Annotated in this window: 15 protein-coding genes and 1 tRNA gene; 2 read left to right on the top strand and 14 right to left on the bottom strand. The window is 70.9% G+C overall.

Features of this window, described 5'->3' with window-relative positions:
• Positions 1–245 precede the first annotated feature (245 nt).
• The 4 genes from ACFPJ4_RS04175 to ACFPJ4_RS04160 all read right to left on the bottom strand — a co-directional run bounded on the left by ACFPJ4_RS04175 (position 246) and on the right by ACFPJ4_RS04160 (position 2,144).
• Positions 246–319, bottom strand: a tRNA-Pro gene (locus ACFPJ4_RS04175).
• A 35-nt stretch (positions 320–354) separates the two neighbouring features.
• Positions 355–918 carry a hypothetical protein gene (locus ACFPJ4_RS04170; protein WP_386739023.1) on the bottom strand — a complete coding sequence of 188 codons (564 nt, stop codon included), beginning with the start codon at positions 916–918 and terminating at the stop codon, positions 355–357.
• 10 nt (positions 919–928) lie between these two features.
• Positions 929–1,522: an MOSC domain-containing protein gene (locus tag ACFPJ4_RS04165; protein ID WP_386739022.1), complete on the bottom strand. Its 594-nt coding sequence runs from the start codon at positions 1,520–1,522 to the stop codon at positions 929–931.
• A gap of 61 nt (positions 1,523–1,583) precedes the next feature.
• A complete protein-coding gene (locus tag ACFPJ4_RS04160) occupies positions 1,584–2,144 on the bottom strand; it encodes a hypothetical protein (RefSeq protein ID WP_386739021.1) in 561 nt (186 codons plus the stop codon).
• Between the two features lie 34 nt (positions 2,145–2,178).
• Here ACFPJ4_RS04160 and ACFPJ4_RS04155 point away from each other — a divergent pair, with 34 nt between their 5' ends.
• Positions 2,179–2,820: a TetR/AcrR family transcriptional regulator gene (locus ACFPJ4_RS04155; protein WP_386739020.1), complete on the top strand. Its 642-nt coding sequence runs from the start codon at positions 2,179–2,181 to the stop codon at positions 2,818–2,820.
• A gap of 49 nt (positions 2,821–2,869) precedes the next feature.
• Positions 2,870–3,595 (top strand): DNA alkylation repair protein, encoded by a 726-nt coding sequence (locus tag ACFPJ4_RS04150; RefSeq protein WP_386739019.1) that lies wholly within the window; start codon positions 2,870–2,872, stop codon positions 3,593–3,595.
• A 29-nt stretch (positions 3,596–3,624) separates the two neighbouring features.
• On the opposite strand, the gene ACFPJ4_RS04145 is transcribed toward ACFPJ4_RS04150, so the two are convergent.
• The 10 genes from ACFPJ4_RS04145 to ACFPJ4_RS04100 form a co-directional block, all read right to left on the bottom strand.
• Positions 3,625–4,014: a YchJ family protein gene (locus tag ACFPJ4_RS04145; protein ID WP_386739018.1), complete on the bottom strand. Its 390-nt coding sequence runs from the start codon at positions 4,012–4,014 to the stop codon at positions 3,625–3,627.
• Between the two features lie 84 nt (positions 4,015–4,098).
• Positions 4,099–5,658 (bottom strand): ribosome biogenesis GTPase Der, encoded by a 1,560-nt coding sequence (der, locus tag ACFPJ4_RS04140; protein ID WP_386739017.1) that lies wholly within the window; start codon positions 5,656–5,658, stop codon positions 4,099–4,101.
• Positions 5,659–5,672: 14 nt separating this feature from the next.
• Positions 5,673–6,386, bottom strand: a complete 714-nt coding sequence (gene cmk, locus ACFPJ4_RS04135) for a (d)CMP kinase (protein WP_386739016.1) — start codon at positions 6,384–6,386, stop codon at positions 5,673–5,675.
• A complete protein-coding gene (locus tag ACFPJ4_RS04130) occupies positions 6,383–7,489 on the bottom strand; it encodes a prephenate dehydrogenase (protein ID WP_386739015.1) in 1,107 nt (368 codons plus the stop codon). The genes cmk and ACFPJ4_RS04130 overlap by 4 nt, the downstream gene beginning before the upstream one ends.
• Positions 7,486–8,307: a pseudouridine synthase gene (locus ACFPJ4_RS04125; protein ID WP_386739014.1), complete on the bottom strand. Its 822-nt coding sequence runs from the start codon at positions 8,305–8,307 to the stop codon at positions 7,486–7,488. The genes ACFPJ4_RS04130 and ACFPJ4_RS04125 overlap by 4 nt, the downstream gene beginning before the upstream one ends.
• 10 nt (positions 8,308–8,317) lie before the next feature.
• Positions 8,318–8,962, bottom strand: coding sequence for an SMC-Scp complex subunit ScpB (scpB, locus tag ACFPJ4_RS04120; RefSeq protein ID WP_386739013.1), 645 nt, complete (start codon positions 8,960–8,962; stop codon positions 8,318–8,320).
• Complete coding sequence (locus tag ACFPJ4_RS04115) at positions 8,952–9,800, bottom strand: segregation and condensation protein A (protein WP_386739012.1); 849 nt, start codon at positions 9,798–9,800, stop codon at positions 8,952–8,954. Before ACFPJ4_RS04115 ends, scpB begins: the two co-directional genes overlap by 11 nt.
• Positions 9,784–10,671: a ParA family protein gene (locus tag ACFPJ4_RS04110; RefSeq protein WP_386739011.1), complete on the bottom strand. Its 888-nt coding sequence runs from the start codon at positions 10,669–10,671 to the stop codon at positions 9,784–9,786. Before ACFPJ4_RS04110 ends, ACFPJ4_RS04115 begins: the two co-directional genes overlap by 17 nt.
• A gap of 63 nt (positions 10,672–10,734) precedes the next feature.
• On the bottom strand, positions 10,735–11,661 hold the full coding sequence (gene xerD / locus ACFPJ4_RS04105) for a site-specific tyrosine recombinase XerD (RefSeq protein ID WP_386739010.1): 927 nt from the start codon (positions 11,659–11,661) through the stop codon (positions 10,735–10,737).
• Positions 11,645–12,241: an NUDIX domain-containing protein gene (locus tag ACFPJ4_RS04100; RefSeq protein ID WP_386739009.1), complete on the bottom strand. Its 597-nt coding sequence runs from the start codon at positions 12,239–12,241 to the stop codon at positions 11,645–11,647. Before ACFPJ4_RS04100 ends, xerD begins: the two co-directional genes overlap by 17 nt.

Here is a 12,241-nt window from a genome sequence, read left to right as displayed (position 1 = left end):
ACTCCACTCCCCGCCGAACATCGCGCGACAACCAAAAAGGGAGCGACCTCCTCACACGATCTCGATGGGCATGGAGGACGACCGGCCAGGCCCATCCAACGGTGATCGCTGCCTCGTACGCATGACTCGCGACGGCGCCGAAAGGCATCCCTCCTGCTGCACACATTGCACACACGAGGGGGGTGACGGAAATGGAAGAAGCCCCAGAACCCGCGTCTTCCGCGTGATTCCGGGGCTTCTCTCGGTCGGGCTGACAAGATTTGAACTTGCGACCCCCTGACCCCCAGTCAGGTGCGCTACCAAGCTGCGCCACAGCCCGTGGCCTGCACCGGAAGACCGGCACGGTGCTCTAGCTTAGCGGTCTCCGGCGGGTGCGGCATCCGCTTCGGCGCCGCCCCCGGGCTTGCTCGGGCGCGGGAACGCCTCACGCATGTGGTCCGTCGTCAGGATGTCGCCGATGCCGATCATGAGCAGGCTGAAGACGATCTGCTCGATCGTCATCCAGAGCGGATACAGCCCCGGGATCGCCGCGATCACCAGGGTGACGATCGGAAAGATCCTGCTGAACAGCCGCAATCGCGAATACGCCCAGTAGTAGCCGAGCGATGCGCGCCAGGCGAAGTAGAGCAGGGTCAGGGTGATGGCCAGCACGGCGATGCTGCGGAACCAGACGGCCCACGTGATCGGCTCGCCGTGAGCCGCGAGAGCGAACGCGACAACGACGGCGGCCACCCCGACGACGATCTCGGCAGCCAGGATCCACAGGATGCCGATGAAGTACCGGCGGGTACGCGGATGATCGCGCAGGTCTTCGTGGATCGTCCGCCCCGCGAGGCGCCCACCGCCCACCCGGTCGACGAAGCGGAACAGCGGTTCGAACGGACGCAGCAGGCGGTTGACGCCCTCGACGAAACCCACGGAGTCGACCTCAGTCCTTGATCGTCCGCGAGAGCTCGCCGTCGCGGAACACCTCGGCGATCGTGGGTGCGTCATCCGGGCGGCTGAGGATCTCGATCTCGTCGCCGGCCGCGATCCGGCCGTTCCTGATCACCCGCAGGTAGGCACCGGGGCGACCGGCCAGCTGGAAGCGCTTGACCCATCCCCGCTCGAGTCCCCCGCCGAGCTGGCTGTCGGCCCAGCGCGCGAAGGTCTGACACGGCCGGCGCGGCGCAGTCACCTCGAGCTCGACCGCGTCCGCCCCTGCCCCGACCCGCCAGCGCTCGCCGATGCGGGCCCCGCTCAGGTCGAGTCCGTCGACCCGTAGGTTCTCGCCGAACCAGCCGGGTGCCAGCTCGTGACCGAGCTCGCCGCCCCACCAGTCGGCGTCCATCGTGGAGTATGCGTAGAGCGCCTGGGCGAGGCCTCCGTGGCTCTTGCGATCCGCCTGCACGTCCGACCGCGCGCCGTACGGCCCGATCTTCACCGGACCGGATGCCGGGCGCTTGTCGATCGCGGTCACCCCGACGACGCCGTCGTCGGGCCGCAGCGCGTGCACGACGCAGACGGCGAGAAGCTGGGGCACGCTGTCGATGTTAGGCGACCGGGGCGGGTCACCCGACTCGCGGCGCATCCACCGCGTCCGCTCAACGGAAGGGGCTCAGCCCCAGCTGGTTGCGGGTCGCGATCATCTCGCCGACGTGGTTGGTGACGTGTCCGATCATCGGCCAGCGGACGAGGAAGCCGCGCGACGCGGACCACATGGAGTACAGCCAGCCGAACTCGCCCTCGTCGATCCCCGCGGAACGCAGTCCGCCCGCCACATCGGGGGCGACCTCGAGGGTCGCCTCGTCGAGGTGCGAGAGGTAGGCGCGCACCTCATCCAGCACCGAGAGCGCGTAGGCCTCGAGCAGGGGCGTCTCGATGAACTCGAGAAAGGGCTGCTGCACCTCGTGCAATCCGGAGGCGGGCGCCGTGACCGACGGGTCCAGCCCCGCGAGCAGGGAGTCCGACATGGCCGGATCGTGCCCGGCCACACGAAGGGCAAGGGCGGCGTGCCTCGCGACGTGAAAGACCGCCCAGTCGATCGAGTTGCCGCCGGGGAACCGCTCGCGGCGCACCTCGGCGGGCACGATCTCGAGCACCTGCGTGCTCAGCCGCAACACGGTGTCGTCCAGTTCGTCCACGAGCCAGGTGCTGAGATCCACGGGCCGAGTCTACGGCGGCGGATAAAATCGGATGATGCCGACGGTCCGGGTTCCGCAACAGGAGCGCTCGCGCGCGCTCGTCGCTCGCGTGCTGCAGGCGGCCGGCGAGCTCTTCGCCGCCGAGGGCTACGAACAGACGACCACGAACGGGATCGCGGCCGCCGCGGGTGTCTCGGTCGGGTCGCTCTACCAGTTCTTCGGCGACAAGCACGCGATCCTCGACGCCCTGCAGGCCGAGTGGGGCGAACGGCTCGCCGGCGCACTCCGGGCCAGCCTCGACGCCGGCCATGATCGACCGGCCCATGAGATCGTCGACGACGTGCTCGCCGTGCAGTCCCGGCTGGATCGCGAACAACCGGGCCTGCTTGCCGTGCTGCTGACCACCCACGCGCGGTCCCGGCAGATCATGTCGACGCGCGACGCCGTGCAGCAGGGTCTCGAGCAGCTGCTCGCGCGTCGCCTGCCCGGGATGCCGCGACCGCAGCGGCGCACCGCGGCGGCCATGCTCATCCATCTCTCGCTCGGGCTCTACATGGTGCCACGCTCGATCGACCCCGACCGCTCGGCCAGCGTGCCCGAGGTGCGCCGCGCCCTGGTGAGCTACCTGCAGGCGCTCGACGAGCCGTCGACCGCAGCGCCGAACGCTCAGACGGCTCCCCCGGTTCCCGCCGCCTGAGGGACCTTGGCCCCTGGCCGCCCCTCCTCCCCCGGAGCAGGCTCGTCGCGTGACCGCACGAACCGAGTGGACCGAGCAACTGTCGACCGTCCCGGCCGACGGGATCGCCGACTTCCTGACCCGTAACTCGGGGCTCCCGGGCCCGCGCGGCAACCTCGAGCTCGCCGATGCGTTCGCCGAGTGGGCCCCCGCCGAGGTGATCCTCGAGCTCGCCGACTCCGACGACGAGTACCTGCGATTCTGCGGAACCGAGGCGATCGGCCGGCTCATCCGGGAGCATCCGCACGACGCCGCGCTGCTCGAGACGATCCGCTGGCGCGCCGGTGACGAACGCTGGCGGGTCCGCGAGGCCGCGGCACGCGCCCTGCAGATCGTCGGCGACGCCGATCGCGGGCTGCTGCGTCGAATCGTCGCGGAGTGGGTGGAGGCCGACGACGCGCTCGTGCAGCGCGCTGCGATCGCCGCGATCTGCGAGCCCCGGCTGCTCTCCGACGATCCCACTCGGGCCGCCGCCCTCGCGGCCTGCGCGTCGACGACCCGCTGGTTGTCGCGACAGCCGCTTCCGACTCGTCGGGATGCCGCTCTCCGCGTGCTGCGACAGGCCCTGGGCTACTGCTGGAGCGTCGCGATCGCGGCCTCCCCGGTGGCCGGGATCTCCGCGTTCAGCGAGCTCGAGACATCCGACGATCCGGATGTCGCCTGGATCGTGGCCAGCAACGCGAAGAAGGCGCGACTGCGGCGCGTCCTCGCCGAACGGCTCGGCGCGCGCCCCTGACGAGCGGGTGGCCTACGAGGGTCGTGCGCTCAGTCGGACAGCATGTCCCCGTCGACATACGTCCAACGACCGGCCTCGCGGGCGAAGCGGCTGCGTTCGTGCAGCAGGCCGGTCGCGCCGTCCGCGTCGCGGAACGACGCCCGGAACTCGACCACGCCGGTCTGCTCGCCCGGGCCGCCCGCGACCGTGTCGACGATCTGCAGTCGGCGCCACACCGTTGCGTCGTCGAGCTCGAGACGCGCCGGCCGGGTCGATGGATGCCAGCTCGACAGCAGATACGCCTCCAGCCCGAGGGCGAAGGCGCTGTAGCGCGAGCGCATGAGCGCCTCGGCGGTCGGCGCCGGGGCGCCGAGGTGGAGAGGCCGGCAGCAGGCGGAGTACGAGAGCCCGGAGCCGCAGGGGCAGTCGTTCGAGGTCATCGGCTTCTCACGTGACCCGATGGCCGGAGGCCATCGGCGTGTGCGGCGACAGGGTCAGAAATGACCTCGCCGAGAAGCGAAGCCCTAACGGCTTCGCTTCTCACGCACACGCATGTTGACGACGATGGGCGTGCCCTCGAAGCCGTACACCTCGCGCAGCCGGCGCGTGATGAAGCGGCGGTACTGCGGGTCGAGGAATCCGGTCGTGAACAGCACGAAGGTCGGCGGTCGCGTCGATGCCTGCGTGCCGAACAGGATGCGCGGCTGCTTGCCTCCGCGCACCGGGTGCGGATGCTCGGCCGTGAGCTCGGCGAGCAGCGCGTTGAACTTGCCGGTCGGGATGCGCGTGTCCCACGAGTCGAGGGCGACCTCCAGGGCCGGAACCAGCTTCTCGAGGTGACGACCGGTGCGCGCCGAGATGTTGACGCGAGGAGCCCAGCTGACGTGCGCGAGGTCCTGCTCGATCTCGCGTTCCAGGTAGCGCCGGCGGTCGTCGTCGAGCAGGTCCCACTTGTTGAAGGCGAGCACGAGCGCGCGGCCCGACTCGAGCACGAGGTCGATGATGCGCACGTCCTGCTCGCTGACCGGCTCGCTCACGTCGAGCAGCACGACCGCGACCTCGGCCTTCTCGAGCGCCGCGCTCGTGCGCAGGCTCGCGTAGAAGTCGGCGCCCTGCTGCAGGTGCACGCGACGGCGGATGCCGGCGGTGTCGACGAAGCGCCAGATCTTGCCGGCCAGCTCGATCTGCTCGTCGACGGGGTCGCGGGTGGTACCGGCGAGCTCGTTGACGACGACCCGCTCCTCGCCCGCGGCCTTGTTGAGCAGGCTCGACTTGCCCACGTTCGGCCGACCCAGGATCGCGACCCGGCGGGGACCGCCGACCTCCTCCTTGGCGACCGCCGACACCTCGGGCAGCACCGTCATGACGTGATCGAGCAGATCGGCGACCCCGCGGCCGTGCACGGCCGACACGGGCCACGGCTCGCCGAGTCCGAGGCTCCAGAGCTCTGCGGCCTGCGGGTCGCGGATCGCGTCGTCGGCCTTGTTGGCCACCAGGATGACGGGGCGCTTGCTCGCGCGCAGCATCCGCACCACGTGCTCGTCGGTCGCGGTCGCGCCGACGGTGATGTCGACGACGAAGAGCACGGCATCCGCGAGATCCACCGCGACCTCGGCCTGCGCCGCGACGGAGGCGTTGATGCCCTTCGCGTCGGGCTCCCAGCCGCCGGTGTCGACGACGGTGAACCGCCGGCCGAGCCACTCAGCCTTGTACGAGACGCGGTCGCGCGTGACGCCGGGGGTGTCCTCGACGACCGCCTCGCGGCGGCCGATGATGCGGTTGACGAGGGCCGACTTGCCCACATTCGGGCGTCCGACGATCGCGAGCACGGGGAGCGCGGGGAGGTAATAGATCCCGTCGATCCCCTCCGCGGAGGCGTCGAGGATCTCGAGGTCCTCCTCGTCGAGGTCGTAGTCGGTCAGTCCGGCGCGCAGCGAGACGGCCCGGGCCTCGGCGACGTCGTCGTCGAGTTCGGCCAGTCGCTCGATGACGGCCGGGTCGAGCTCGGCGACCTCGTCGCTCTGCGGCTCGGTGCCGATCTCGGGGTCTGTGCTGCCGTCGATCGGCTCGCGGTCGTCGGTCATCGCTTCGGTCTCTTTCAGTGCGGGGAGGTCGTGGCGCGCACCAACTCGACGACGGCCTGAACGGTCTGCCCGAAATCCAGTTCGGTCGAATCGATCGTCGTCACCCCGGGGGCCGCGGTCAAGAAGTCGACCACTTGGGCATCCCGTCGGTCCCGCTCGCGCAACTGCGAGGCCGTGGAGGCGGCGCCCGGCGAGAGTTCGGCGGAGCGCCTGGCAATCCTAACCTCTTCTGCGGCCGTCAACAGGATCCGCACCTCGGCATCCGGAGCGACGACGGTCGTGATGTCCCGCCCCTCGACCACGATGCCGGGCCGATCGGTGCGCCGGATCAGGCGGCGGAACACCTCGTTGAGCGCGATGCGGACCTCGGCGATGCGGGCGATATCGCTCACCGCGGCGGTCACCCGGGGTTCCCGGATGGCCTCGGTCACGTCGACGCTCGCCCGCGCGCCGTCGGCGACCCGCACGATGGTCGTGTCGCCGTGCACCTCGGTCGTGTAGTGGAAGTCGTGCAGCAGACCGACGATCGCGGCGGCATCCGTCGGCGGCACGCCGCGCTCGAGCGCCAGCCAGGTGAGAGCCCGGTAGGCGGCGCCGGTGTCGAGAAAGGCGTAACCGAGCGCGACGGCCGCGGCCTTGCTCACGCTCGACTTGCCGCTGCCCGCGGGGCCGTCGATCGCGACCACGACCGGGGTGCGCGCGGGCGAGAGAGCCTCGTCCGCACTCATCGCTCGCCCTCGGCGAGGGTCCAGCCCCGGGCCTCGAGTGCCTCGGCCAGGCGGTGCGCCGCCTCGGGCAGCACGGCGATCTCGGCGAACCCCACCTGGGCGCCCGGCGAGTGCTCGAGCCGCAGGTCCTCCATGTTGACGCCCTCCTCACCGATCTCGGTGAGCAGGCGTGCCAGCTGTCCCGGCCGGTCGTCGACCTTGACCACGATCGTCGTGAAGCGGTCGTCGCGGCCGTGCTTTCCGGGGATCCGGGCGACGCCCGCGTTGCCGGCGGCGAGGGTCTCGGCGATGCGACGGGGCGATCCGGATGCCGCGGGCTGGTCCAATGCCGCGATGAGCGCGTCGAGGTCGTCCCGATAGTCGTGCAGCACGCGGGCGACCGGTCCGGCGTTGGCCCCCAGGATCTGCACCCACAGCTCGGGGTTGCTGCCCGCGATTCGTGTCGTGTCGCGCAGCCCCTGACCGGCCAGACCGACCTCGGCGTTCGACGCCGTGCGCAGCCGCGCGGCGAGCAGCGAGGAGACGAGCTGCGGCACGTGCGAGACGAGGGCCACGCCCTCGTCGTGCTCGGCCGGGCTCATGCGGATCGGGGTCGCGCCGAGATCGAGTGCCAGGTCTTCGAGCGCGTGGAACTGCTCGGACGTCGTGGCGTCGTGCGGCGTGATCACCCAGGGACGGCCGAGGAACAGGTCGGCGCGGGCCGCGACCGCGCCGCCGCGCTCGCGTCCGGCCATCGGGTGCGAACCGAGGTAGCGCCCGACCTCGGCCCCGGTCGCGATCAACTCGGCGAGGATGCCGCCCTTGACGCTCGCGACATCCGTCACCAGCGCGGTCGGGTGCGCCGCGAGCTCGGCCGCGACCACCTCGGCGACGAGATCCGGCGGAACCGCGACGATCACGAGCCCCGGTTCGTCGCCGGCCTGGGCGAGCCGGCCGGCGCCGTAGTCCACGGCGAGGCGCAGGTTGGCCCGCGAGGTGTCGGCGAGGATCACGTCGACGCCGTGCTCCCGCAGCGCGAGACCGATGCTCGCGCCGAGCAGACCGGCCCCGACGATCCGCACCTGACCGCTCACGCGGCTCGCGCCCGGTCGTCGGCGGGTCATTCGCTGTCGCTCTCGTCGTCGTCCATGGCGGTGCCCGCGGCATCCGGCGCACCGATACCGCTCCTGGGGCGGCCCGGCTCGCGCGAGAGCGTGAGCAGCTGGCCGAGTTCCACCCTAGTGAGGTCGCGGGTGCGGCCGACGCCGAGGGTGCCCAGGTGCAGGGGGCCGAACTGGCGGCGCACCAGCTCGACCACGGGGAGGCCGACGGCGTCGAGCATCCTGCGCACGATCCGGTTGCGGCCGGAGTGCAGGGTGACCTCGACGATGCTCCTACCGCGGGAGGGCTCGCCGACCACCCGCGCGCGGTCGGCCGCGATGGGACCGTCATCCAATTCGAGACCGGCCTCGAGGCGACGCATCGTCGCCGGAGTCGCGGTGCCCGTCACGGTCGCGATGTAGGTCTTGGTCACGCCGAACGAGGGATGCGCGAGCACGTGGGCGAGTTCGCCGTCGTTGGTCAGCAGCAGCAGGCCGCTCGTGTCGGAGTCCAGCCGCCCGACGTTGAAGAGCCGCTCGGGGTACTCGGCGGTGAAGGCGCGCAGGTCGGGGCGACCGCGCTCGTCCGACATCGAGCTGAGCACCCCGGTGGGCTTGTTGAGCATCACGTAGCGCTTGTCGGGGTCCAGTTGCACGGCCGACCCGTCGACGGCGACCTTGTCGACCAGGGGGTCGACGCGCGACCCGAGTTCCGTCACGACGACACCGTTGACGGTCACCCGTCCGGCGGCGATCAGCTGCTCGCTCACCCGGCGCGAGGCGACGCCGGCCGCGGCGAGCACCTTCTGCAGGCGCTCGCCCTCGTGGGACAACTCGGTCATCGCGTCACCGTCAGCGCGCCGAGAAGGCGTCGTCGAAGCCGTCGGCGCCGTCTTCAAGCAACGGAGAGATGAGCGGCAGCTCGTCGAGCGAGTTGATGCCGAGCTGGGTCAGCAGCAGCTCGGTCGTCGCGTAATGGATCGCGCCCGTCTCGTTGTCGGTGAACGCCTCGGTGATCAGTCCCCGCCCGAGCAGGGTGCGCACGACCGAGTCGACGTTGACCGCACGGATCGACGCGATCGAGCCGCGGCTGATCGGCTGCTTGTAGGCGATCACGGCCAGGGTCTCGAGCGCGGCCTGCGAGAGCTTGCTCGGGTTCTGGGTGAGCACGAAGTCGCGCACCGTGTCGTCGTGCTCCGCCCGCACGTACAGCCGCCAGCCGCCGCCGACCTCGCGCAGCTCGAAGCCACGGCGCGGTCCGCCCGACTCGCCGTCGTAGTCGGCGACGAGCCGCTCGATGCTCTGCCGCACGGCCGGCACGGGAGCGTTGAGGGCCGTGGCGAGCGAGACCAGCGACTGCGGCTCGTCGGCGACCATGAAGACGGCCTCGAGGCTGCGCGCCAGATCCGTGACCGCCGGCCGGGCATCGCCCTGGGTACCCGCCGCATCGTCCGTTTCGGCCGCGACCGTGTCGCTCGCCGTCGTGTCAGCTGTCATAGTCGGCTCCCAGTGTGGCGAGGCTGTCGTCGGTCCAGTGCTGCGCGGTCCACCGCAGCGTGAGCTCGCCGAGCGGCTCGAGTTGCTCGAACGAGATCGCGGCGTGGCGATACAACTCGAGCACGGCGAGGAATCGCGCGATCACGACGCCCTTGGCATCGGCGCCGGCGATCAGCTGGCGGAAGTTCACCGGTCCGCCCTGACGCAGCAGGGCGACGACGTGAGCAGCCTGCTCGCGGATGCTGACCAGCGGAGCGTGCAGATGGTCCAGTCCGATGACGGGGATCTCGCGCGGCGCGAGGGCCAGCGCAGCGAGCGCCGCGAAGTCGTCGACACTGAGGGTCCAGACCAGCTCGGGGGTCTGGTTGCGGTACTTCTCCTCGAGCCGCACTGAGCGCACGTGGCGCGTCGACTCCGCCTCGAGGCCCCGGGCGAACCAGGCCGCGGCCTCTTTGAACGCCCGGTACTGCAGCAGCCGGGCGAAGAGAAGGTCGCGGGCTTCGAGCAGCGCGACGTCTTCGGCATCCACGAGCTCGCCCTGCGGCAGCAGCCCGGCGACCTTGAGGTCGAGCAGGGTGGCGGCGACCACGAGGAACTCGCTGGCCTGATCGAGCTCCTTCTCGGAGTCGAGGCCGCGCAGGTACGAGATGAACTCGTCGGTCACGGCGCTGAGCGACACCTCGGTGATGTCGAGCTCGTGCTTGGCGATGAGCGTGAGCAGCAGATCGAACGGCCCGCTGAAGTTGCTGAGGGTGAGCGAGAATCCGCCGGCATCAGGGTCCGCGGAGACTGCGTCGACGACCTCTTCCGCGCTCGCCACGCTAGGCGATGGCGCCACGGGCGATCAGCTCTCGTGCGACCTGGCGATAGGCCTCCGCGGCAGCGTGCTCCGGCGCGAAGGTGGCCAGCGGCGCACCCGCGACCGAGGCATCCGGAAACTTCACGGTGCGGCCGACGACGGTCTCGAGCACGCGGTCGCCGAAGGCGTCGACGACCCGCTCGAGCACCTCGCGCGAATGCAGCGTGCGCGAGTCGTACATGGTCGCCAGGATGCCGTCGAGCGAGATCGCCGGGTTCAGCCGATCGCGCACCTTCTCGACCGTCTCGACCAGCAGGGCGACTCCGCGCAGCGCGAAGTACTCGCACTCGAGCGGGATCAGCACGCCGTGCGCCGCGGTCAGCGCGTTGACGGTCAGCAGGCCGAGCGACGGCTGGCAGTCGATCAGGATGACGTCGTAGCGGTCGGCGACCTGGCGCAGCACCCGCGCCAGGATCTGCTCGCGCGCGACCTCGTTGACGAGGTGCACCTCTGCGGCCGACAGGTCGATGTTGGCCGGGATCACGTCGAGGCCCGGCGTGCCGGTCGGCAGGATCGCGCTCGCGGCATCCTTCACAGTGCCCAGCAGCAGATCGTAGATCGTCGTCACGTCGTGGCTCTGCACCCCGAGACCCGCGGTCAGCGCGCCCTGCGGATCGAAGTCGATCGCGAGCACCCTGCGCCCGTCCCCGGCAAGCGACGCCCCGAGGTTGATGGCCGTCGTGGTCTTTCCCACGCCGCCCTTCTGGTTGCACAGGGCGATGATGCGAGCGGGGCCGTGCGACTTCAGCTTCTTCGGCTCCGGGAACTTGCGCAGCGGTCGGCCTGTCGGACCGAGCACAGGGGCTTCCAGCCCCGTCAACTCGGTGACACCCTCGCGTTGCGCCGTCATGTGTCGAGTCTACGGCGGCGATTTTCGGTGCCCTGGCGGCGCGCTTCGAGTGGAGGTTGAAGGTTAGCGCGCCCGGGGGTGAGCCGTGACGTACACGTCGCGCAGGGCATCCGCGGTGACCCGCGTGTAGATCTGCGTCGTGGCGACGCTCGCGTGTCCGAGCAGCTCCTGAACCACCCGCACATCGGCGCCGCCCTGCAGCAGGTGAGTCGCGAAGGAGTGGCGCATGCTGTGCGGCGACAGCTCGATTCCGAGCTCGGCGCGCTCCCCCGCCGCCCGGATGACGAGCCACGCGCTCTGCCGGGAGAGCCGGGCTCCCCGCATCCCGAGGAAGAGCGCGGGGGTCGCGCGCCCGCGCATCGACAGCACCGGACGCGCGCGCACGAGATACCGGTCGAGCGCCGCCCGCGCGTAGCTCCCCACCGGGACGATGCGCTGCTTCCCGCCCTTGCCGAACAGCCGGACGACCTCACTCGTCCCCTCGTCGCCGATCAGGTCGTCGACGTTGAGACCGACCGCCTCCGAGACGCGGGCGCCCGTGGCGTAGAGCAGCTCGAGCAGCGCCTTGTCGCGCAGGCGGTCCAGCTCCTCACCGTCGGTGGCCGCCAGCAGGCGTTCCACCTGCTCGATCGTGAGGGCCTTCGGCAGCCGGCTCGGCAGCTTCGGAGGGTCGAGGTCGACGGCGGGGTCCGCCTCGATCACGCCCTCCTCCACGAGAAACCGCGTGAACCCGCGCACGGACGACAGCGCACGCGCCATCGAGGATGCCGCCAGAGGCTGCGACCGCTCGCGCAGGCCGCGCAGGAAGTCCGTCACGACCGCTGCGGTCAGCCCGGTGGGATCGACGATGCCTCTCTCAGCGAGGAAGGCCAAGAACCCGTCGAGGTCGCGTCGATACGCCGCCACGGTGTTCGCCGAGCGCCCGCGTTCGATGCCGACGTGGCGCAGGTAGCGCTCAAGATGCCGCGCGAGGTCAGCGTCGGGTGGCATGGGCGGCGAGCACCGCGATGATCAGGATCGAGTTGCTCAGCCGTCCCTCGAGCACCGCGTCGACCGCCTCGGCGAGCGGGACCCAGCGGGTCACGATCTCGGACTCCTCCTCCGTGCGCGGATACGGGGCATGGGTCGGGGTCAGCCCACGGGCCTCGAAGACGTGCAGGGTCTCGTTGCTGCCGCCCGGCGAGGTGTGGAAGGTGACCAGCTCGGACCAGTGCTCCGCGGCCAGATCCGCCTCCTCCGCCAGCTCACGACGGGCGGCGTCGATCGGCGGCTCGCCCTCGACGTCGAGCAGTCCGGCGGGCAGCTCCCAGTCACGCAGCCCGACCGGATGCCGGTACTGATTGATCAGCAGCACCCGATCCTCGGCATCGATGGCCAGCACGGCCGCCGCTCCCGGGTGATCGACGTACTCGCGGGTCAACGAGTGGTCGGCGAACACGAACGAGTCGCGCCGCACGTCCCAGACGCGGCCGTCGTAGACCACCTCGGAGGCGGTCACCGTCGCGGGATCGCTCAGATCGCGTATCGGGCCGCGTCCGAGCACGAACAGGTCGTCGGCGTCGTCGTTCAC

The sequence above is a fragment of the Lysinimonas soli genome (genome assembly GCF_042655435.1).
Lineage (GTDB): Bacteria > Actinomycetota > Actinomycetes > Actinomycetales > Microbacteriaceae > Lysinimonas > Lysinimonas soli.
Note: the sequence above shows the minus strand (reverse complement) of the source record. Positions and strands in the feature narration are given on the sequence as shown.

Bases quoted from the DNA above. Each gene is read 5' to 3' on its own strand.
- ACFPJ4_RS04155 (WP_386739020.1), top strand. From the start codon at position 2,179: ATGCCGACGGTCCGGGTTCCGCAACAGGAGCGCTCGCGCGCGCTCGTC.
- ACFPJ4_RS04145 (WP_386739018.1), bottom strand. From the start codon at position 4,014: ATGACCTCGAACGACTGCCCCTGCGGCTCCGGGCTCTCGTACTCCGCC.
- der (WP_386739017.1), bottom strand. From the start codon at position 5,658: ATGACCGACGACCGCGAGCCGATCGACGGCAGCACAGACCCCGAGATC.
- cmk (WP_386739016.1), bottom strand. From the start codon at position 6,386: ATGAGTGCGGACGAGGCTCTCTCGCCCGCGCGCACCCCGGTCGTGGTC.
- ACFPJ4_RS04130 (WP_386739015.1), bottom strand. From the start codon at position 7,489: ATGACCCGCCGACGACCGGGCGCGAGCCGCGTGAGCGGTCAGGTGCGG.
- ACFPJ4_RS04125 (WP_386739014.1), bottom strand. From the start codon at position 8,307: ATGACCGAGTTGTCCCACGAGGGCGAGCGCCTGCAGAAGGTGCTCGCC.
- scpB (WP_386739013.1), bottom strand. From the start codon at position 8,962: ATGACAGCTGACACGACGGCGAGCGACACGGTCGCGGCCGAAACGGAC.
- ACFPJ4_RS04110 (WP_386739011.1), bottom strand. From the start codon at position 10,671: ATGACGGCGCAACGCGAGGGTGTCACCGAGTTGACGGGGCTGGAAGCC.
- xerD (WP_386739010.1), bottom strand. From the start codon at position 11,661: ATGCCACCCGACGCTGACCTCGCGCGGCATCTTGAGCGCTACCTGCGC.